The following is a 21016-nucleotide window of genomic DNA, read 5'->3' as shown; positions in this document are numbered from 1 at the left end:
CACACTTAGGACTTTCACCTGTTAGAATATGCTCATGCCGAGCGCACCAAGAAAAAAAGCAGGTCTAATCACCTGCTTTGTTTGTTTCTATCATCTTGTCAGCTATTTCCATCATCATGGAATTAACTTTTTTTGACCAGTCTGGATCAGATGCATAAGAAGAACCAATTCCTTCAGCTGAAACTCCATTAAAATAAGTTCCGTTTTTATCCAGATATTCTTCCTTTAGATGCTTTGCAACTGTGTCTATTGAATCCTTTGGTCTTTTAAATTTTGTTGCCATATTATATGGGTCGTGGTCAATGGCATTGAAGCCAAACAAATTATTTTTTTCTCTAAATAATTCGCTTGTACCATTACCAGTTTCATGCTTAGCCATAGCCATAAGGAGAAGCGGATTTATTCCATACTTATCAGCTACTGCTTTAAAATCTTTACCCAAACCAGCCAAGCCTGTATCAGCTAGTCCATAATCTAGTTCTTTTGCACTAAAATTAAGATTATTGAGTAGATAAAAGTCGCTATCATTGTTGACATTATCACAGCCAATATTTAATGCTTCTTCTAGGTCCTTTTCTAGCTTATCAAACCTACTTTTTTTCATATCTTTTAAATTGTAAGTTTCGGCATTTATCTTTTTTAAGCCATAATACATGAGATCAAGCTTATTATTAGCCGCTGCATGTGCATTATTTTTAGCAAAGCTAATAGTCAATACCATAGCAAAACTACCAGCAAATATTTTGTTGATAAATTTTCTTAATTTCATATCTCTCCCCTTACCTATTATTTAATTATATATTAAATTATAGATAATGCAAGGATAAAGCTACTTTAGAGATCTTGAACCTGGCTTAGTTGCTGGTATTTTCTTTATTTCTTCTGGAAGTTGGTCTTCATCCCATGTTTCTACATCAATTTTTGTAGCAGAAATTATAGGAAGATTATTAATTTCATCTTTATTAGACCTATTAACTATTGAAGTTAAGGCTAAGACCTCAGCTCCGCATCCCTTAATAACATCTACAGTTTCGAAGGATGATTTACCTGTTGTTATTACATCTTCTACAATTATGACCTTCATTCCTTTTTCTATATGAAAGCCCCTTCTTAGAGTCATTTGGCCATTTTCTCTTTCAGTAAAAATTGCTTTTACGCCTAGGGCTCTTGCCAATTCATATGAAATAATTACTCCACCCATAGCAGGTCCAACGCATAGGTCTACTTCTGTACCCTCTGCTTTAAGTTTGTCTGCTATAATTTTTGCCACCTCTTCGCAGTAAACTGGATTTTCGATGAGTTTGGCACATTGTATATATCTATTAGAGTGTTTTCCGCTAGATAGAATAAAGTGTCCTTCTAGTAGTGCATCTGATTTTTTAAGTAATTCTAATGTTTTATCCATAATATCTCCTAAATTATTCCCCTTATTTCTTCTAATGATTTAATATTTTCTTCTTGCATGAATTTTTCAAGGCCTGCTATTATATTTTCCATTGTTTTATAGTCGATGAAATTCGCAGTACCTACTTGGATAGCCCAAGCTCCTGCCATAATAAATTCTATAGCATCTTCATAGGTCATAATTCCACCCATACCAATAATTGGAAGGTCAACTGCCTTACTTACTTCATAAACCATTCTTACTGCAATTGGTTTAACAGCAGGGCCAGATAGGCCAGCTGTTTTATTTGCAAACACAGGCTTTCTTTGCCTTATATCTATTGCCATAGCATTAATAGTGTTTATAAGTGAAATTGCGTCAGCTCCTTGGTCTTGGGCAATTTTTGCAAAATCGCCAATGTTTGAAACATTTGGTGAAAGTTTGACTATTAGAGGCTTTTTTGTCTTTGAACGAACCTTCTTTATAACTTGGCAAGCCTTAGATGGATCCGTTCCAAAGGCCATTCCCCCTTCTTTAACATTGGGACAAGAAATATTTAGCTCAATCATATCTGATGAGGTTGAGTCTATAATTTCCGCTCCCCTTACATAATCATCAACACTATGACCACCGAGATTGGCGATTGCAACTGTATCAAATTTTTTTAAAAAAGGAAGTTCTTCTTTTACAAAATATTCTATGCCTGGATTTTGTAGACCTATAGAATTCATTATGCCAGAAGGAGTTTCGTATATCCTTATTCCCTTATTACCCAAATTTCTATTAAGGGTTAGACCCTTGGAGCATATACCCCCAAGCTTGTTGAGGTCAATATATTCTGAAAACTCCTTGCCGAAACCAAAAGTTCCACTTGCAGCTATTACTGGGTTTTTAAAGTCTACTCCAGCAATTCTTACTTTAGTATTCATCCAAATACCTCCTTAGCATCAAAAACTGGTCCGTCCTTGCATACTCTTAGGAAGTCTCCATTGGATTTTTCTACCGTACAACCAAGACATGCTCCAATACCGCAAGCCATGTGGGCTTCCATTGATACTTCCATAGGTGTATTTGCTGCTTTATTATACAAGGCCTTTAGCATGGGATTAGGACCACAAGCATAAATCATATCATATTCATCAGGATTTATTTCTTCTGTAATGAGTTTCTTATCGTAGTAGCCACTTGTAGTAACTAATTTATTTACATGGTCTTTAAATTCATCCATATAATAAGGCTCTTTGGCAAAACCTGCATAGAAATCGCATTTAACATCAAGTTTTTTTACTAAATATAGGAGGGGAGCAATACCTATTCCCCCGCCTACTACAGCAATTTTTCTGACATCTTTTTTACTAAAGCCCTTACCTAGAGGGCCCAAAAGTTTTACTTCAGCATCCTTTTTTAGACCTGCCATTATTTCAGTTCCCTTTCCTACGACTTGATACAGAAAAGAAAGCTCTCCATCTTCTTCATCACATACACCAAAAGGTCTTGATAATAGTGGATCGTGCCTAAAAGCTTCTGACCTAAACATAAAAAACTGACCTGGCAAGGCTTTAAAGTCGCAGGCTAGTTTCATCAGATACACATTTTCTGCTATCTTCTTGTTTTCTATTATTTTTGCTTTCTTATAGGACTTCATTTGCTTTTATTTCCTCAAAGGTTTCTATTGCTTTTTTCCTTGCATAAAAACCTACCCTACAAGCTCCATCTTCAAAATTTTGCCAGTTTTTAAGAATTGCTCTTGATGAATTAACTACTCCCCCATTTAGATTTTGAAGTAATTTATATACATTCATACTATCAGCTTTTTGTGCTCCAAAGCCTGGAATTAGGAAAAACATCTTGTCATATCTATTCCTAATCTTTTCTACTTCCTCGCTGTGGGTTGCACCTACTACAAGTCCTATTGGCCCATAAGAATTTTCTCCCAAATACTTGTCGTTTAATTCTTTCATCTTATCTCCAACCTTGTAGAAAAATTCTTCACCTTCGACTGGGAGGATCTCGAAGTCCTTGGCCCCTGGATTTGAAGTTCTGAGAAGGACAAAAACTCCCTTATCTCCACTTTCTATGTATTTTTCGTAAGGAGAAATAGAATCCATACCCATATAAGGATTTAGGGTTATAAAATCCGTTTCAAAATCGCCTTCAAAGTGGGCCTTTGCATACATTTGAGCGCTTGCTGCTATATCGCTTCTTTTAACGTCTCCAATTGAAAGAAGGCCTCTTTGTCTTAGATAAGCCAAGGTATTTTTGTAAGCGAGCATGCCCTCAAGACCATATGATTCATAGTAGGCTATTTGAAGTTTATATATAGCACAAACATCATAAGTATTATCAATTATTTCCTTGTTATAGGCAAAAATAGCTTCAGCTATCGTCTTGTTTTCCTTAATCTTATTAGGAATATAATCCATGGAGGTATCGAGTCCTACACATACAAAACCGTTTTGTGAAACTTTTTCGTATAATCTATCTATTATCTTCATATTTTAATCTTCCTTTCTTGTAAACTCGCTTAATTCTTCCATCAAGCTTCTTATCAATCATCAAAGAGTTCTTGGACTTAGACCTGATTTCATCTTCCCTATAAATATAGGATTGGTCCAAATCAATTAGGACAAAGTCTGCTTCGTATCCCTTTTTTATCCTTCCCTTATTAAGTCCTAAAATCTCAGCAGGCCTTGTTGACATAATCCTAATCAATTGATTAAGAGATATTATCCCGCTTTCAACTAAGACTTCATAGCAGGTTGAAAAAGCTGTTTCGATTCCAATGAAACCTGGTGCCCCCTTTTCTTTTTCTTCCTTTGTGTGAGGAGCATGATCAGTTGAGATAGCATCAACATAGCCTTCTTTTATCATCTCTATAAGAAATTGCCTGTCAACTTCTTTTCTTATTGGCGGATTTACCTTCATCTCTTCTCTTTTCTTGTCAGAAAAATATAAGTGATGTGGAGTTACTTCGCAAGTGATTGGTGCGCCCAAGTCCTTAAAATACTTAATAGCTGTCATCGCTCCCTTGGTTGAAACATGGCAAAAATGTAGGGGATAGTCAAGCTTATAGGCATAATAGCAATCCCTAAGAGTCATAGCATCTTCTGCTATTTCATAATCCTTAGCAGATACTTTGGCAACTTCCTCATGAAGGGCCATCTTTACACCTAGTTCTTTTGCCTTGATTATAGCCTCATACATTATGTTATCATCATTTACCCCACGACCATCGTCAGAGATGAACTTAACGGACTTTGGCATAGTGTCTAGATGAGATAGGCTTTTACCTGCAAGATTTTCTGTAATTGTATAAACTTGCTCGATATCAATTAAGTCTAAGTCTTTTGACCTTTTTATTATATCTTCGTAGACTTCTGGAGAAGAAACTGGTGGATTGGTGTTACCCATAAGAAGGAGGGATGTATATCCCCCCTTAATAGCTGCCAAAGACCCTGTCTTTAAGTCTTCCTTATAGGTAAAACCTGGATCTCTAAAATGTACATGAAGATCTGTAAAGGCAGGAAGTACAGCTAGATTGTCGCAATCAATTATTTCAGTTTCATCATCCTTTTCAAATTCATCTACAATTATTCCATCCTCTACATAAATCGGTTTTTTTGAAATTAGCTTATCATCGAAAGCGTATAGATTTTTAAAAATTTGCTTCATTTATTCTTCCACATCGTAAATATGACCGCAATAATCACATTTATAAGTTTTTTCTTCTTCATCTATTAGGCTAAATTCACTTTCAACTGCTCTTTCACTAGTTGATACACACTTTGGATTTTGACAATGAAGTAGACCCTTTACATGTTTTGGCAATTTGAGAGTCAATTTATCCACTACCTTTTCACCTTTAATGATATTAATTGTAGCAGAAGGATCAATTATTGATACTACATCTAGGTTTATGTCGACATTGTTTGCAATTTTCAATATATCTTTTTTGCCGTGTTGGGTTGAGTTAGCATTTAATATAATAGCTACTTCATCATCTAACTGTCTAAGGTTTAGCTTATCAAATATTTCCATACCCAAACCAGCCTTGATATGATCTATTACTATTCCCTCTTTTATACTAGTTATTTCTATCATTGTTTGCCTCCAAAAGTTTTAAAATAAGTGCCATTCTTACATACATTCCAAATTTTACTTGTTTGAAATAAACTGCCCTTGGGTCTGAATCTACTTCTGTAGCAATCTCAGTTACCCTTGGTAGGGGATGAAGAACTATACAGTCTTTCTTTGCCATTTTTAGTTTTTCCTTATCAAGTAAGTATGAATCTTTAAGCCTTGTATATTGGGCTTGAGAGAAAAATCTTTCTTTTTGTATTCTTGTCATATAAAGAATATCTAGCTTATCCATTACATCATCTAGGCTTCTAACTTCCTCATAGTTGTTATTTCCATCAGCAAAAACTTCTTTTTTTACATACTCTGGAAGTTTTAGCTCATCTGGTGAGATTAAGATAAATTTATTATTTGGAAACAAGCTCATAACCTTTAGTAGAGAATGAACTGTCCTACCATACTTAAGATCACCACAAAGTCCAATCACATGACCAGATAAGTCCTTTTTGTAATTTGATATAGTAAGAATATCAGTTAGGGTTTGAGTTGGATGTTGGTGGCCACCATCTCCTGCATTAATTATTGGACAGTCAGCGGTCTTACTTGCAAGAAATGCAGCACCTTCTTGAGGATGACGCATAGCAATAATATCAGCATATTGGCTAACAGTTCTTACAGTATCAGCTAGGCTTTCTCCCTTGGTTGAAGATGATACACCTGCATCAGAAAATCCTACTACAGATCCTCCAAGTCTTAGCATAGCAGATTCAAATGATAATCTAGTCCTAGTTGATGGCTCAAAAAAAAGAGTCCCTAAAATCTTTCCATCTGCACAATGGGAAAATTTATCAGGACTCTTATAAATTTCATTTCCTAGGTCAATTATCTCTAATAGGTCTTTTTTTGTCAAATCATACGAATTTAATAAATTTTTAATAGAAATCATCGTTTACTCCTTAAGTTTTTCATATTATATCACGAAATAAACGAAAGTCAAAATTTTTTTACAATTCTTCTCTAAGCTCAGTAATAGACTTATTTGTAACACTAGCCCTATCTATATCTAGGTCATCAATTATTTCATCAATCATGGATTGGTTAGTAAATTCAATTTCCATATATGGTTTTGGATAAGTTTCTTTATCCCATATATCAATATCAAATCTTTGGTTCTTGTATGTGTAGGATATTCTCTCTTTCTTACCTTGATATTCAAGCTCTATACCCATATGTTCAAGAATTTTAATCATCATAGTTACCGAATCAATATGGGTAGTATATTCGTTGTTAATCCTAACATCATCAACAGTTTTTACTTCCTTGAAGGTAAGTTCTATATCCTTGTTCTCGCCATTTGTATAAATAGTTTCCCTGATTCTTAAATAGCCATCAGAAAATTCTCCCTCTCCCTTTGGAATAAAGGTGTAGTTTGTCTGAAACTCGTGATTAATTAACTTACCACCTAGGCTTTCTAACTTCTCTTTCATCTTATCTATATCTATATCTAATACTTTTACTTCAATTTCTCTTTGCATTATATAATCCTTACTGGCATGAAATCTATATAATCTCCTGCAACGCAAAAGACATCTATGCCTTCTATATTCCCTTCTTTTATTAATTTGTGTCCAACTCCATGAAGATGACCATAAATTAGTTTGCTAACATTATAGGCCTTGCATAAGTCAAAAAACTCATTAAATGATCCATCCACATTCAAAGGTGGATAATGGAGAAGGGCTATTTTCTTAATATTCTTACTCTCTTTAAAAGAATTTTCAAGTCTGATAAGTTCCCTATTAAAAATCTTTAAATCGTGTTCGCCAAAATCTTTACTATCCTTAGCTCTCCAACCACGGCTACCACATATATCGTATCCTTCAACCTCAAAATGATTGTTTTGTAGAAAACTTATAGACCTAAAGCCCAAATCTTCAAGTTTTTTTAGGGACGACCACCAAAAATCGTGATTACCCTTCATGAGAATTTTTTTGCCCTTCATCTCATCAATTCTTCTAAGGTCATTTTTCGCTTGGTCAGTATCCATTGCCCAGGAGATATCACCAGGAATTAAAACCGTATCATTTTCTTCGATAATTTTTTCCCAATTAGCAAAAATTCTCTCTTGGTAATTGGCCCAACCATCACCAAATACCTCCATGGACTTCTCTCCTGTATAATCAAGATGTAAATCAGCTATTGCATATATCATACATCCTCCACATCTATATAATTAATTTTAATTTCTTCCGCATCGAATATTTCTTTTTCCCTCTCATGGCAAGAAAAATAAATAACTTGCCTTTTTGATGAAGAGTCCAAAAGGAAGAAAAGGGCATTTCTAAGCCTTTGCCTGTCATAATTGATAAAGGCATCATCATAAATCATGAAAATATCAGCAAAAACTTCTTCGTTCAAGGAAAGCTTTAAGGCAAAATTAAGTTGATCAAAAAAACCAATAGACAACTGATCTAGTGCCATATAGTAGCCCTCACTTGTCCTGATTTTCGCCCTTAATTTTTCATCGAAAACTATCGACTCATAGGCATTTTTGCTAATCTCTTTGATTATAGAGCTAATCCTATTATTAAGCCTCCTAAAATCACCAGGATTTTCTTTTACGATTTGCCTAATAATATTTTTAGATAAAAGAATAGCCTTTTTAGTTTTTTCGAGGTCTGAAAATTTCTTTTTGAGGAAATTTAATCTCTCAACTAGGTCTAGCTCGTCTTTTATTTTATCTTCTATCCTCAATAAGTCCTTCTCTTGACTAGCTATTTCCTTATTTAAACTAGATATTTCTTCTAACATCCTATCTAGGTCTTCTTCAGATTTTACTATATCAAAATCATCTAAATCAAGGTCGAAATCTGTAAGGTTAGAATCCTTTATATCTTGCTTTTCTAAAATCTTAATTACTTCTTCAACCTTATCTTTTTCTTCCTTTAAGCTTTTATATCTTAAAAATCTTGCCCTTGTCTTATTATACTTATCATATAAATCTTCTCCATTATTAACGGACTTATCTTTGCTAAGCAGAATAAAATAAGTAAATACCAAGGCCATAGCTAGGATATAAAAATACTTATTTACAAAAAATCCAAGGCCTAGGCAAATCATTATAAGAGAAAAAATTTCCCATTTATTAGTTAAAGAGCTTTTATTCTTGGCTTGTTTTGCTTCGTTTTCTAAATTCTCTATATATTTTTCATCAAGTCCATAGACATCCTGGTAGTCAGAAATTTTTGTATTAATATCATATAAGTGTTGAGTCCACTTGCTATAGTTCCTATAATTTTCACTGGCCCTATTATTTTTATAGGCATCGCAGGCTTTTTTTAGTTTATCATATCTTAATTTGCAATTTGTAAGCTCATCTTTATTTTTATTTAATTTCTCAAAGTCAAACCTATATGTTTTTTTTAGTCCGTCAATTTCATAAAGTTTATTTTCTAACTCTTCTATTTCCAGCCTTGTCTTGTAGAAAACTTTCGTGTAGGCCCTATCGCTACCAATCTTATTTTCTCTATCATCTAATATTTCTAAAGCCTTATTGGCAGAGAAGTTATAATCAATATCCTCATTAACTAGTCTTTCCAAAAGATTTTCCCTAGCCTTGGGGTCATCTTTTTGACTTTGAAAGTTTGAAAGGTAATTCTTGTAGAGTGAATAGTTTATCCCTAATAAGTATTCTCCAGGAAAATTTATGTTAGATTTTTTTCCTTGAATTTCTTTATTGGTAGAAAGATCTATCATCGTATAAGACCCATCTTCAAAATTCCTAGTAACTTTTATATCTCTTCCATCTTTGGAAAAAATCCCATAACCTGCGTACTTATAAGATAATTTTGGCTTGTAAATTTCTTTTTTCTTGGAAAAACTCTTTCTATTTTTCCCATCATCAAAACCATAAAGGATACCCTCGATGAAGGCAGTAATAGTAGACTTTCCCGACTCATTTTTCCCATAAATGAGATTAAAATCTCGATCAAAAATTATTTTCTTATCTTCAAATTTCCCGAAGGATAATAAATAAAGTTCTTTGATAAAAATTTCAGTCATCCTTACTCCTCAAAATAGCATCTATACCGAGCTTCCTTGCCAAATTTTCTATTTCACCATCACTATTGCTAAACTTGTCAATATACATAGATAGGAGTGAATTAGGGTATAGTTTGACTATATCAGCAAAACTCAAATCATCCCTTATACTTAGCTCTTTGTAGTAGGCATCTAAATTTTTTTCTATATATTTATCATCCAATGCTCTTCCAGCCGTAATTCTAAGTCTAAGTATATTAGTCTTATCAGGATTAAGTTTATTATTGACAAAAGTTAGCAGGTCATTTTCATTTGCGAAATCTTCATAATTAAGCTTAAAATCATAAAATTTTAGAATAGAAGAGTCCACAAAGTCTACTTTAGAATCTTCATAATATATATAACCATAATCGTAAATATCAGAAAAATCATGCGGTTCAAGACTTCCTGGATAATAAATATTGGAATTTTTCGCTCTCTTGTGGATATGGCCCATAGCAACATAGTCAAAGGCTGTTTTTTTAATAAGTTTAGAATCTAAGTTAAAGTAGGATGAAGCTTTTCTATCCAGATCTCCATGAATTAAGAGTATATTGAAATAATTACTATCAAGCTTAATATTTAAGTCGATTTTTTTAGAAAAAGACCTATCATCATAGGAAATACCATAAACTCTTAAATCGTTTTTTTCAAACATTTCTAAGGCATCCGACCCAAATACATGAAAATTTAAGGGAGAATTTCTCAAAAATATCTTGCTATAATTATCAATATAATCGTGATTGCCTGCTACATAGTAGATATCTTTAGAAAAATCTTCAAAGATTTCAAAGAGTCTTTTGAAGTCTTTAGCTGTAAAATACGATCTCTCAAACAAATCTCCTGCAATTAAAGCAAAGTCTACATCCTTGTTGGCTGATAAAATATTAGTAAGGCTCTTCCATGAAGCTTCTCTTATGGTTTTTGAGAGTTTATTGTCAAAATTAAAAGAATCGGCCAAATGAGCATCCGCCAGATGGATGAATTTCATATTTTATTTACACTTTCTATAAGTTTTTTCCCATTTTCAATTTTGTAGATAGTAAGTGAACCATTGTCTATCCAAAAATTGGACCAGTTATTTAAATCACTTAAAATCCAAAAGAGTGTTGATCTAATTGCTATACCATGAGAGATACAAAGGATTGTTTCTTCGTCAGTTTTGGACATCTCGTCAAGGAAATTAGAGGTTCTTATTATGACATCCTTTCTTGATTCGCCATTTGGATATTTTATTGAAAAATAATCATTTTTTTCGCTTTTGAAAAATTCCTTTTCACTTTCCCTAACTTCATCAATTCCCCTACCTCTAAAGTCTCCAAAGTTCATCTCATTTATTCTAGAATCAATTACAAAATCATCATAGCCTAAAATCTTTGCAGTTTCTTGGCTTCTTATTAAATTTGATGTGTAGACCTTATCAATTCTATAAGGGTCTAATAATTTTTTTGTTTTATCTAATATATAAAGACCTTCCTTGGCAAGAACAGTATCCTCCTTAGAATATCTCCAATTGATATTTGCATCAGTTAGACCATGTCTTACAAATATTATTTTCATATATACCTCGAATCAATTTTTCCAATAGAAAAGACGAGCATAACTCGACTTTTCTTTAATCTTATTTACTTATTATACTCGACTTGTCTAGCCTATTAAATACTTACCTTCATAGCTTATCTTGTAAGTTTTTATTCGCCAGAGCTCATGGCCTCTGCCATGTCAATTTTCTTTAAATCCCTATGAACAAAGATTAATATAAGCAAGGAAATTACTAGAGTGATAGCCGATGAGATTACATAACTTAAAATATGTGTCCTGTAGGATATCATAATATTTTCTGGGGCAACTATTATTAGAATGTATCTAAACATAAGATAACCGAGGAAAAATCCAACTAGTATTCCCATTAGGGTCAAAATAAATATTTCCCTGTAAATATAAGAGGTGACTTCTCTAGGATAGAAGCCTAAGACCTTGATGGTAGCAAGTTCTCTTTTTCTCTCCCCAACATTTATACTAGTAATATTGTATAAAACAACAATAGCTAGGGCTGAGGATATGAGAGTTATTACAAGAATAACAAGCATTAGGTTATCAAGTAGGGCATCTATGGATTCATAGACGCCAGTTTTATTAACTACTGCATTTACTGCTTTATTCTTATCTAGCTTGTCTTTAATCTCAAGAGGATCTCCCTTAATCAGATTAGAATTAAAGCTAGGAAGTTTTCCTATATTTTTCTCGTAATAGTCTTTCGATATATAAATATAATCATTTACATAATTTTCATTTATTGCAGAAATTTTTAGGTCCTGGTCCTTATCATCTATGTTTAATTTTATAGTATCTGAAACTTTAAGCCCTAATTTTCTTGCTATATTTTCTGTAATTATAACTTGATTATCTGCTAGATTAAGCTTTTTCCTCTTCAAATCTCTTAGACTTACAAAATCAGATAATTTTTCGTCATTTTCTGGAATGATTATGGAAAGCTTCAAATCTTTTCCATCACTTTCTAGACTTGCTTCCTTGTTATAGATTGATAGATTATCATAGGCTCCAATAAGTTTCTCATAGGAGTCAAGGTCTTCTTTCTTAGCCTTGGTGTTAATCATAGAAACTGCTTGATAGTGGAGAATCTCCTTTTGTTGGATAGCTGATGTATCTTTTATAGCATCCATCATAGCAAAGCCAAAGAATAGTAGGGCTGTACAGCCACCTACACCAAAGACTGTCATAAACATCCTAGACTTATATCTAAATAAGTTCCTAGCTGTTATTTTTCTCATAAAGCTAAGTCGCTTCCACAAGAATTTAATTCTTTCCAAAAATATCTTAGTTCCAGATTCTGGAGCCTTGGCCTTTAGTAAATTTGCTGGCACTTCTTTTACAGTTTCCTTAGAGCTTATAAAAATCGTAAGGGCTATTAAGAAAGTTGAAACGCTCACAGCTATTATTATGGCAAATAGACTATTTATTACATCCATAGCTAGGACTTTAAAGCCTGTAGAATAAGCATCAAAGATAACCTTGACTATTACAAATCTTCCCAAAATTGCTCCTAGTAAAGAAGCAAATATGGTTGGGATTATACCATATATATAAAATCTTTTAGCTATGTCTTTGTTGCTATAACCCAAAGATTTAAAACAGCCATTTATCATCCTTTGCTCTGCTATATATCTTTTCATAGTTGTAAGGGTTACTAGCATTGCCACTAGATAGAAGAAGGCTGGAAATACTTTAGATAGCCTATCCATATTAAGGGAGTTTTGATAATAAGTATCTATTCCCCTATTATCGAAAATACTCTCTATCTTATACTCAGGATCTTGTAGGCTTAGGAGGGCTTGTTTCGAATCACCTATATCTTTTTTCGCCTTGCTAATGTCCTTATCAGCCTTTGCCTTTTCTTCTTCAAACTTCTTTTTTCCTTCTCGGTAGTCTTTTTCGCCCTTTAGGAGCTTTTGATAGGCATCGCTTAGTTTTCTTTCACCTTCAATTTTATTTTCCCTAAGGTGAACTTGGCCTTTTTCATAGGCTTTTTGACCATCGCTAAGCTCTTTTTCGCTTGTTATTATCTTATTTTTTGCCTTATCTAGTTCAAGCTTGCCATATTCTTTTTTTTGATTAAATTCAGCATAGGCCTTATCAATTTGCTCTTTAGCCTTTTTCAGTTCATCCTCTTTTTGTCTTACTCCACCCAACTTTTGATCGAGCTCGTATTTGCTAGCTTGATATTTACTAGCTAAATCTTTTTTATCAGATTCATAGATTGCCCTATTAATAAATAGAGCCTCTTCTCTTTGCTTAATTTCTTCTTTTAGACTTAGGATTTGTCCTTCAATATTTGGATTAGCTTTTTTATCACTTTTATTAAGCTCATCCAGGTCTTGTTTTTTAGTCTTTATATAATTTTTTTCAATTATAAGACTAGCTTCTGCTTCTTTTAATTGATTAAAGGATGCTTCATACATCTTATTAAGATTATCATAGGCTTTATCCATTTCTTTTTTTGGCCCATCTATTTGAGCAAAGCCTAAATTAAGCTCTTTTTGCTTCTTATCAAGTTCTTTTTGACCATTAGCTATATCTTTATTATATTTATCAAGATTGGCTCGGTATTCTTCCTTACCAGCCTTAACTTTACTTTTGCCATCAACAAGTTTTGCATGAGCCTTTGCTAGGTCATCATTAGCTTTTTTTATCTTCTTATTGAAATCTTCTTTGTTTTTTTCGTATTTGACAAAAGCAGCATCTAAATCTTTTTTACTTTCAATAAGTTTCTTCTCGTTATTACTTATATCTCTTTCTGCCTTATTTAGGTCATCTTGAGCATCAGAAATTTCCTTATTGGCATCTCTTTTTATGTTTCTTAATACTTCTTCTGGCCTATTTTTCATCAAGTATTCCAGGTCACCTTTTTTGCTCTTGATACTTTTTATGTAGGCCTTACTAGTTTTATCCATTCCCTCCAAATCACTAAAGACAATATTTGCTTCATTGTATTTATCAGCTTTAAAATTTTCGGAAAGGACATAGGCGTAGCCATTAATTTCGCTTTTGCCTAGGGGTGAGATTTCCTTCATATCTTCCAAAAAATAATCAGAAGATTTATAAAAACCTACAAGCTTATATTTAAGCCTAGCCATCTCATTATTTTTTTTCTGATCATTATTTATATAAGAAAAGCTAATCTCATCACCGATTTTGTACTTATCCTTTAATTTTTCTTCAAGCACAATTTCATCAGGCTTCTTAATCATTCTTCCAGAAGATATTACTGCTTTAGGAATTTGGCGGTCATATTCTTTAACTCTTATTAGCATATCTCTATCTATAAGATCAGTCGCCTTTATGAAATCTATTTTTGAAATATTATCTTGATTTTCTATTATAGTCTTATCCTCAAAATCAAGGCCATAGCTAGAATTTACAATAAGGTCTGGGTGTTGGTAGATTCTTAGACTATTATCTAGGCTCTTTCTCATTGAAGGCCCAGATAGAAGCAGACCCACTACAACAAGGCTTGCAAGAGCGACCATGACCATTATTGATATAAGTTTACCCTTGGTTTTTTTCATATCAGCAATAATGCTTTTTAAATATGCCTTGTTCATATTACCACTCTAACTTTTCTACAGAAAGGGGATTTTCATTAATAAAATCTTTGTAGATTCTCCCATCCCTTATTTCTATTACTTGATCTGCCATGGCTTTGATTAAAGAGTTGTGGGTTATTATTACAACAGTTGCTCCCATTTTTCTAGAAGCGTCTTGTAAAAGCTTTAAGATGTGCTTACCTGTTTCATAGTCAAGGGCTCCTGTTGGTTCATCACATAATAAGAGTTTCGGATTTTTAGCTAGTGCTCTTGCTATGGCAACTCTTTGTTGTTCACCACCTGATAGTTGAGATGGGAAATTTGCTAATCTATGAGAAAGACCAACTTCTCCTAAAATAGTTTCTGGGTCTAGTGGATTATCAGAAATTTCTGATGCCATTTCTACATTTTCTAGAGCTGTTAGGTTTGGTATGAGATTGTAATGTTGAAAGACGAAACCTACATCATTTCTCCTATATTCAGTAAGTTCTCTATCATTTAATGAAGTCAGATTTTTTCCATCTATTAAAATCTCACCCCTAGTTGCTGAATCCATTCCTCCCAAGAGGTTAAGTAGGGTGGTTTTGCCTGCACCACTTGCTCCAACAATTATTAGGAGTTTGCCCTTATCAAGGGAGAAGTTGATATTGTCATTAGCGATTATTTTACTATCTCCGGATTTGAATTCTTTAGTTAAATTTTTTAATTGTATGTAGGACATAATTTCCATCCTTTTGTAATTTTTTTATAAATCTATCACAAATTATAAAACCTATCCCTTACTTCTTTAATTTTTCCACAAGTCATTTTTCCTTCTGGACAGGCAGCACCAATACAAGATGGGCCTGCCTTTAAGAAAAGATTTGGATATATTTGCTTAACTAGTTTGACCATTTGATCAGAAAGTTCCCTTATCTCCCACTGGGCTCTTAGGCAAGAACGCATATTAAAGAAATGTAGGAGATTTCTAGCATTCATCGTAAATACTATTTTAGTCTCACAAGCATTTGGAAAAACATAGCGAGCATCCTCTATGGCTTTCTTTTCTGCTGTCCTTTTTGCTTTCTTTTCATCCATTCCTTCTTTTATTAGCTCCTTGTAGGATTTTTCAAAAAGGATGTCGGTCAAAGTATCGTAGGCTTTTTGTGAATCTTCCATTTGTTTTATGAAAATATCCCTAGCCTTCTCATTCTTGTCTATTTCTGGAGGAATTATATACTCAAATTGATCTAACTTTACATATCTTTGAGACTGTTGAGAGTAGGATGCAAGTCTGTGACGGACTAATTGATGGGTCAATACTCTCGATACTCCTTCGGCAGCAAAAGTGAAAGAAACATGCTCAATCGGTGAGAGATGGCCAAGATCTGAAAGCATCTTTACATATTTAGCTATAGATACTTGATCTTGTTTTTCTGATATTTCATCGACTCCAACTGGAGAGTAGCAAAGCTTGCCTGCTTGGGCTATAGTCAGCTCTGCATCAGCTGTATAATTTAATAGTTTTACTTTTAATTTACTTTGATTTGTCATATATGGGCTATCCTTTACTTTAATAGTTCTTGAGGGCTCTGTCGATTTTTCTCTTGTCGTCTTTTGCCTTTAGACTGTCTCTTTTATCATATTGCTTCTTACCCTTGGCTAAGGCTATTTCAATCTTAACTAGACCTTCTGATTCGTAGACTCTTAGAGGGACAATTGTATAACCTGCTTGAGTTTTTTGGCCAATTAATTTATTTATTTCTTTTTTATGAAGCAGAAGCTTTCTAGTCCTTGTTGGATCGATGTCCTTATCATAGGCATGATCATAGGGTGTAACGTGCATGCCATATATAAACATTTCTCCGTTTCTATCTCCTATAAAGGATTCCTTTATAGATACTTTACCCTGCTTCATGCTTTTTACTTCACTACCTGATAAAGAAATGCCTGCCTCATATTTTTCTTCTATAAAATAATCATGATAAGCCTTCTTATTGTTGGCTAATAATTTCATCATCTACCTCCATATCAAAGTCGATATTTCTTTGATAAATATCCACATCCATTACCCTTATTTTAACCCTGTCGCCAATAGAATAAAAGCTTTTGCTGTCTGTATTGTAAGCTTTCATCTGATCTTCTAAATATTCGTATCTGTCATCGGAAAACTTATACATAAAAAGTCCTTCGACTGTATTGTCAAGTTCAATGAAAATTCCAAATTCAGTAATAGAAGATATATTTCCATGGAAAACATCTCCAATATAGCGAATCATATACTTACACTTTAATAAATCTTCTACATCTCTTTCACATTCTTCACTTCTTCTTTCAGTCATAGAAAGATGGTCAGCATTATTAGCCAAGGATTTTTCTAGGCTGGTCTGATTTATGGATCCTAACTTGTTGTTGATGTATTTTTTTAATAATCTATGAACTATTAAGTCGGGATACCTCCTAATAGGCGAAGTAAAATGAGTATAAAATGATGTGGAAAGACCAAAGTGGATGTCTCTGTGATTAGAATATTTTGCCTTTTGCATAGTTCTAAGCATCAAGAGATTTATTACAGATTCTATGTCTTTTCCGCAAACTTTTTCTAGAATTTTTTGGAAATCTTTTGGATGTAGGTCATTTCCTCTGATAGTATATCCCATTGCAGCTAGGGCTTTCTTGAAAGTTTCTACCTTCTCATCCTTTGGCTTTTCGTGGATTCTGTAAATGAAGGGAAAATCCATGTAGGCAAAAAGACTTGCTACGCACTCATTGGCTGCTAGCATAAATTCCTCTATCATCTTATTGCCTGAGCCTCTTTGCATCTTGGATATGCTCAATACCCTACCATCTTCTGCAACATCTATTTGGCTTTCAGAGAAATTAAAATCTATAGATCCTCTCTTTTCTCTCATATTCCTTAGAATCTCTCTAAGTTTATCGAAATCAAGAAGCTTTTCTTTAATAATTTCATCATCATAGATATTTTCATCCCCATCATCAAGAAAGGCGTTGACATCGTCGTAGACCAATCTATAATCAGAATTTATGATCGACTCATAAAAATCATCAGCTATTACCTTACCCTTATCATTTATAGTCATCTTACATGTAAGGGCAAGCCTATCTTCATTAGGATTAAGTGAACATATGCCATTAGACAAGGCTTCTGGCAACATAGGAAGGACAATATTAAATAAGTAGGTAGAGTTTCCCCTCTCGTAAGCATCATCATCAATGGCAGTTGATTTCTTAACATAATGAGCAACATCTGCTATATGGACATATAGGTCATAGTTTTCCCCGTTTTTTTCTATAGAAATTGCATCATCAAAATCTTTGGAATCTCGTCCATCAATGGTAACTGTAAAGAGCTTTCTAAAATCTGTCCTTGCTTCTATTTCATTTTTGCTAATTTTTTCTTCTATATATAGGCTTTCTTTCTTAGTTTCCTTAGAAAACTCATATGGCAAATTGTGAGCACGAATAAGTGAAAGGATATCAATATTCTTATCCTTCCTTCCCCCTATTATCTCTATAATTTTTCCCTCTGGCTTGCCATTTTTAGGATAGTCAATTATTTCTACTACTACCTTGTCCTTATTCTTAGCCCTAAGAGAATTTTTTTCTCCTATAAAAATATCATCACCAAAGGACCTATCATCTGGAATAACAAAGCCAAAACCCTTGTTTTTTTGATAAGTTCCAACTATCTCTTCCTTGGCTCTTTCTAATATTTCAACAACCTTTCCTTCGGCATTTCTGCCCTTTTGCCTTTCTTTAATAAGTTTTATCCTAACCCTATCCTTATTATGAGCACCCTTCAACTGATCTTTTTTAATAAAGACATCTTCGTAATCTTCATTATCAGAAACAAAAAAACCATAGCCTCCCTGAGCCATAGAAATATTTCCTATCAAATTTAATTCATCTTCTGTTATAGGCATTATTCGATTCCTTTTTGAAATTCGAATTTTATTTTCTTTCTCAAGTTCATTTAATATATCTCTAACTGCTTTTTGGGTGTACTTGTCAACTCTCAAATATTTATCAAGGTCTTTTTTAGTCATTGCTATGTAGGATGGATCATAGACTATATTTAATATTACATCTTTTAAATTCATAACTTCTCCTTATGCCTATATTAAAAAAAGAGGCTAAGCTATATATATAGCTTACCCCTTCTTAGTTAATTGCTATCATAATTAAGCTTGCTAGGAACAAAATTACTCCACCAGCAATAGCAACTTTATCTAACATTTCATTCTTAGATCTGTGAGCGCTTCTACCAAACACGTTAGTTTGTGTTCCTGAGAGAGCTCCAAGACCTTCAGTTTTAGGATCTTGTAAGGTTACTGCTACTATAATAATAAGGGATGCAATAACTAACACAATCGCTAAGAAATTTACCATATAGACACCTCCGATTCATACTATGTTATAATACCATAATTCCTATGAAATTTCAATAAAATAAGTCCTTTACAAAAATAAAGATACCTGTTATTTAATTTAAAAAGCTTGCAGATATTACACCTGCAAGCTTAACAAATTTGCTATTTATTTTTCTTATCAAAATTATTGTCTATTTTATTCCACCTTTCTTGGAAATAGAAGGCGGCAAGTTTTGGTTTTCTATCTCTTGTAAAGATTCCCTTCTTGTTACCATTTATCCTTAACAAACCTTGAGCTGTTGCAAAGTCTGCGAAGTTCCAAGGATGCTCGCCAACAATATTTTCATGCTCATCCATTACAGCATTGCTTGCCTTGTAATATGCTACTTGGAATTCTTCTGTGTACATACCAGGATAGTCTGAGTAATCATGGAAGCCAGCTATAGTGTCTGCTCCATATTCTGTTATGATTATAGGCTTATTTAATCCATTCCAATAATCGAGTTCTTTTCTAAATAAGTCCATAGGTTTAACTAAGTCTGGACCTCCAAAATACCAACCATAATATCTATTTAGACAAATTACATCAGATAGTTTAGCACTAACGTCTTTGAGCGGGTCTTGGGCTTGAACAGAAACTAGTGTGCAAGGTCTCTTTTGTGGATCACATTTTCTAGCTAGGTCAAACTTATCCTTAAAATATTCGTAAGCTCCATCACTAGTTGAGTCTGGTTCATTGGCTATTGACCAGATGACTACACATGCATAGTTTTTATCTCTAGCTATTAAATCTCTAATAACATCCCTGTGATGGTCACCACAAGTATCAGCTATACCATGTTTGTCAAAGGTTGAAAGGGCTTGACCATTAAAGTTTGCTCCTCCACCGAAACTACCATTTAGACCTACTGCTGTAGTCTCATCAATTACAAGAAAGCCCAACCTATCTGCAAGTCTTATCGTCTCTTCAGCATAAGGGTAGTGGCTAGTTCTAAATGAATTAGCGCCTTGTTTTTTCATTAGAGAAAAGTCTTTGTGGCTAAGTACTTCATTGAAACCTCTACCATTTGGGAAATAATCTTCGTGTTTGCCATAACCCTTAAAATAAACTGGCTTATCATTAAGGAGGAACTGACCATCCTTAACTTCAATTTTTCTAATACCCTGGTCTAAGACATACTCATCATCTGCAAAAGTAAATCTAAATTCATAATGGTAGGCTTTTAAGACATCCCAAAGTTTTACATCTTTAATTTCAAAAGTATTATCTTTGCCTACACAAGTTGTAATTAAATTTTTATCTTCATCATATACTTTAAGGCTAGCCTCACCCTCACCTATTGTTGCTAATTTATAAGAAACTTTGGCTAAACTTCCCTCAATTTCACTAACTATGCTTATGTCATCTATACGATTTTTCTCTACTTCCATAAGCCAAACGTGTCTTTGTATACCTGCATAATTGAAGAAATCGAAGTTAGGATTGTTTTCTTTTTGCTCTTGATTTACATCAGGTTTTTCTCCCATTCCCATAAAGCCTTGCATCATATTATTAAGACCTCCCACTGGCAAGGTCGAATAATTAATTACATTGCTTACAGCAAGAGTTAAGATATTTCCTTCTTCCTTTAACTTTCCTGTAATATCAATTTCAAATGGCAAAAAGCCACCCTTGTGCTCCCCTATAAGTTCGTCATTCAAAAAGACCTTAGCGAAATGGGTTACAGAGTCAAATCTTAAAATCAAATCCTTTTTATCTGACTTTGGATAATCAAATACTTTTTGATAAAATACCCAACCAAAATAATCCCTAACATCTTCATATATATCGTTAAATGATGATGGAACAGGCATAGGTCTCGTATCTTTTAGGATATGATTTTTAAAACTTTCATCAAATTCCTTCTTTCCATCTCCTAACTTAAACTCCCAGCTTCCATCTAGGCTCGTAAGCCTTCTTGATTTACTATTAATTGGAAATAACATAACGCCTCCTTTAC

Annotated in this window: 20 protein-coding genes; all 20 read right to left on the bottom strand. The window is 33.5% G+C overall.

All coding sequences use genetic code 11. From position 1 onward, the window contains the following. Positions 1 to 64: 64 nt before the first annotated feature. On the bottom strand, positions 65 to 769 hold the full coding sequence (locus P6936_RS05295) for a glucosaminidase domain-containing protein (RefSeq protein ID WP_276881037.1): 705 nt from the start codon (positions 767 to 769) through the stop codon (positions 65 to 67). A gap of 60 nt (positions 770 to 829) precedes the next feature. Then, positions 830 to 1405, bottom strand: a complete 576-nt coding sequence (pyrE, locus tag P6936_RS05290; RefSeq protein ID WP_276861570.1) for an orotate phosphoribosyltransferase — start codon at positions 1403 to 1405, stop codon at positions 830 to 832. An 8-nt stretch (positions 1406 to 1413) separates the two neighbouring features. Next, a complete protein-coding gene (locus tag P6936_RS05285) occupies positions 1414 to 2313 on the bottom strand; it encodes a dihydroorotate dehydrogenase (protein ID WP_060929029.1) in 900 nt (299 codons plus the stop codon). Then, entirely contained in the window at positions 2310 to 3029 is a 720-nt protein-coding gene (locus P6936_RS05280) for a dihydroorotate dehydrogenase electron transfer subunit (RefSeq protein WP_276881036.1), read from the bottom strand. The genes P6936_RS05285 and P6936_RS05280 overlap by 4 nt, the downstream gene beginning before the upstream one ends. Beyond that, positions 3016 to 3879 carry an orotidine-5'-phosphate decarboxylase gene (gene pyrF, locus P6936_RS05275; protein WP_004836167.1) on the bottom strand — a complete coding sequence of 288 codons (864 nt, stop codon included), beginning with the start codon at positions 3877 to 3879 and terminating at the stop codon, positions 3016 to 3018. Before pyrF ends, P6936_RS05280 begins: the two co-directional genes overlap by 14 nt. After that, on the bottom strand, positions 3863 to 5056 hold the full coding sequence (locus tag P6936_RS05270) for a dihydroorotase (protein WP_004836168.1): 1194 nt from the start codon (positions 5054 to 5056) through the stop codon (positions 3863 to 3865). Before P6936_RS05270 ends, pyrF begins: the two co-directional genes overlap by 17 nt. Continuing rightward, positions 5057 to 5485 carry an aspartate carbamoyltransferase regulatory subunit gene (locus P6936_RS05265; RefSeq protein ID WP_276861569.1) on the bottom strand — a complete coding sequence of 143 codons (429 nt, stop codon included), beginning with the start codon at positions 5483 to 5485 and terminating at the stop codon, positions 5057 to 5059. Then, positions 5469 to 6407, bottom strand: a complete 939-nt coding sequence (gene pyrB / locus P6936_RS05260; RefSeq protein WP_004836172.1) for an aspartate carbamoyltransferase — start codon at positions 6405 to 6407, stop codon at positions 5469 to 5471. The genes P6936_RS05265 and pyrB overlap by 17 nt, the downstream gene beginning before the upstream one ends. Before the next feature lie 58 nt (positions 6408 to 6465). Next, the gene (locus P6936_RS05255; protein WP_004836174.1) at positions 6466 to 6996 is read right to left on the bottom strand and encodes a class IV adenylate cyclase; all 531 of its coding nucleotides are present in this window, start codon (positions 6994 to 6996) and stop codon (positions 6466 to 6468) included. Beyond that, positions 6996 to 7673, bottom strand: a complete 678-nt coding sequence (locus P6936_RS05250) for a metallophosphoesterase (RefSeq protein WP_276881035.1) — start codon at positions 7671 to 7673, stop codon at positions 6996 to 6998. The genes P6936_RS05255 and P6936_RS05250 overlap by 1 nt, the downstream gene beginning before the upstream one ends. Further along, positions 7670 to 9523, bottom strand: coding sequence for an ATP-binding protein (locus tag P6936_RS05245; protein ID WP_276881034.1), 1854 nt, complete (start codon positions 9521 to 9523; stop codon positions 7670 to 7672). Before P6936_RS05245 ends, P6936_RS05250 begins: the two co-directional genes overlap by 4 nt. After that, positions 9516 to 10502: a metallophosphoesterase family protein gene (locus P6936_RS05240; RefSeq protein ID WP_276881033.1), complete on the bottom strand. Its 987-nt coding sequence runs from the start codon at positions 10500 to 10502 to the stop codon at positions 9516 to 9518. The genes P6936_RS05245 and P6936_RS05240 overlap by 8 nt, the downstream gene beginning before the upstream one ends. A gap of 26 nt (positions 10503 to 10528) precedes the next feature. Further along, positions 10529 to 11101, bottom strand: coding sequence for a histidine phosphatase family protein (locus P6936_RS05235; RefSeq protein WP_276881032.1), 573 nt, complete (start codon positions 11099 to 11101; stop codon positions 10529 to 10531). Between the two features lie 131 nt (positions 11102 to 11232). Then, positions 11233 to 14664 (bottom strand): FtsX-like permease family protein, encoded by a 3432-nt coding sequence (locus P6936_RS05230; RefSeq protein WP_276881031.1) that lies wholly within the window; start codon positions 14662 to 14664, stop codon positions 11233 to 11235. A 1-nt stretch (position 14665) separates the two neighbouring features. Further along, positions 14666 to 15367 (bottom strand): ABC transporter ATP-binding protein, encoded by a 702-nt coding sequence (locus tag P6936_RS05225; protein WP_040349232.1) that lies wholly within the window; start codon positions 15365 to 15367, stop codon positions 14666 to 14668. 35 nt (positions 15368 to 15402) lie between these two features. After that, positions 15403 to 16179 (bottom strand): FAD-dependent thymidylate synthase, encoded by a 777-nt coding sequence (gene thyX / locus P6936_RS05220; RefSeq protein ID WP_004836181.1) that lies wholly within the window; start codon positions 16177 to 16179, stop codon positions 15403 to 15405. Positions 16180 to 16198: 19 nt separating this feature from the next. After that, positions 16199 to 16642: an SsrA-binding protein SmpB gene (gene smpB, locus P6936_RS05215; protein ID WP_040349233.1), complete on the bottom strand. Its 444-nt coding sequence runs from the start codon at positions 16640 to 16642 to the stop codon at positions 16199 to 16201. Continuing rightward, on the bottom strand, positions 16620 to 18746 hold the full coding sequence (gene rnr, locus P6936_RS05210) for a ribonuclease R (RefSeq protein WP_276881030.1): 2127 nt from the start codon (positions 18744 to 18746) through the stop codon (positions 16620 to 16622). Before rnr ends, smpB begins: the two co-directional genes overlap by 23 nt. Before the next feature lie 61 nt (positions 18747 to 18807). Beyond that, positions 18808 to 19035, bottom strand: a complete 228-nt coding sequence (secG, locus tag P6936_RS05205) for a preprotein translocase subunit SecG (RefSeq protein WP_004836185.1) — start codon at positions 19033 to 19035, stop codon at positions 18808 to 18810. 143 nt (positions 19036 to 19178) lie between these two features. After that, entirely contained in the window at positions 19179 to 21002 is a 1824-nt protein-coding gene (gene uidA, locus P6936_RS05200; protein WP_276881029.1) for a beta-glucuronidase, read from the bottom strand. Positions 21003 to 21016 lie beyond the last annotated feature (14 nt).

Source organism: Anaerococcus tetradius (assembly GCF_947087635.1).
Taxonomy (GTDB): Bacteria; Bacillota; Clostridia; order Tissierellales; family Peptoniphilaceae; genus Anaerococcus; species Anaerococcus tetradius.
The sequence above is the reverse complement of the archived record's forward strand: the minus strand, read 5'-3'. Positions and strand labels throughout refer to the sequence as shown.

Bases quoted from the DNA above. Each gene is read 5' to 3' on its own strand.
- P6936_RS05265 (WP_276861569.1), bottom strand. From the start codon at position 5,485: ATGATAGAAATAACTAGTATAAAAGAGGGAATAGTAATAGATCATATC.
- P6936_RS05245 (WP_276881034.1), bottom strand. From the start codon at position 9,523: ATGACTGAAATTTTTATCAAAGAACTTTATTTATTATCCTTCGGGAAA.
- P6936_RS05225 (WP_040349232.1), bottom strand. From the start codon at position 15,367: ATGTCCTACATACAATTAAAAAATTTAACTAAAGAATTCAAATCCGGA.
- P6936_RS05295 (WP_276881037.1), bottom strand. From the start codon at position 769: ATGAAATTAAGAAAATTTATCAACAAAATATTTGCTGGTAGTTTTGCT.
- P6936_RS05255 (WP_004836174.1), bottom strand. From the start codon at position 6,996: ATGCAAAGAGAAATTGAAGTAAAAGTATTAGATATAGATATAGATAAG.
- pyrB (WP_004836172.1), bottom strand. From the start codon at position 6,407: ATGATTTCTATTAAAAATTTATTAAATTCGTATGATTTGACAAAAAAA.
- uidA (WP_276881029.1), bottom strand. From the start codon at position 21,002: ATGTTATTTCCAATTAATAGTAAATCAAGAAGGCTTACGAGCCTAGAT.
- P6936_RS05235 (WP_276881032.1), bottom strand. From the start codon at position 11,101: ATGAAAATAATATTTGTAAGACATGGTCTAACTGATGCAAATATCAAT.
- P6936_RS05280 (WP_276881036.1), bottom strand. From the start codon at position 3,029: ATGAAGTCCTATAAGAAAGCAAAAATAATAGAAAACAAGAAGATAGCA.
- smpB (WP_040349233.1), bottom strand. From the start codon at position 16,642: ATGAAATTATTAGCCAACAATAAGAAGGCTTATCATGATTATTTTATA.
- secG (WP_004836185.1), bottom strand. From the start codon at position 19,035: ATGGTAAATTTCTTAGCGATTGTGTTAGTTATTGCATCCCTTATTATT.
- P6936_RS05250 (WP_276881035.1), bottom strand. From the start codon at position 7,673: ATGATATATGCAATAGCTGATTTACATCTTGATTATACAGGAGAGAAG.
- rnr (WP_276881030.1), bottom strand. From the start codon at position 18,746: ATGAATTTAAAAGATGTAATATTAAATATAGTCTATGATCCATCCTAC.
- thyX (WP_004836181.1), bottom strand. From the start codon at position 16,179: ATGACAAATCAAAGTAAATTAAAAGTAAAACTATTAAATTATACAGCT.
- P6936_RS05285 (WP_060929029.1), bottom strand. From the start codon at position 2,313: ATGAATACTAAAGTAAGAATTGCTGGAGTAGACTTTAAAAACCCAGTA.
- P6936_RS05270 (WP_004836168.1), bottom strand. From the start codon at position 5,056: ATGAAGCAAATTTTTAAAAATCTATACGCTTTCGATGATAAGCTAATT.
- P6936_RS05230 (WP_276881031.1), bottom strand. From the start codon at position 14,664: ATGAACAAGGCATATTTAAAAAGCATTATTGCTGATATGAAAAAAACC.
- pyrE (WP_276861570.1), bottom strand. From the start codon at position 1,405: ATGGATAAAACATTAGAATTACTTAAAAAATCAGATGCACTACTAGAA.
- pyrF (WP_004836167.1), bottom strand. From the start codon at position 3,879: ATGAAGATAATAGATAGATTATACGAAAAAGTTTCACAAAACGGTTTT.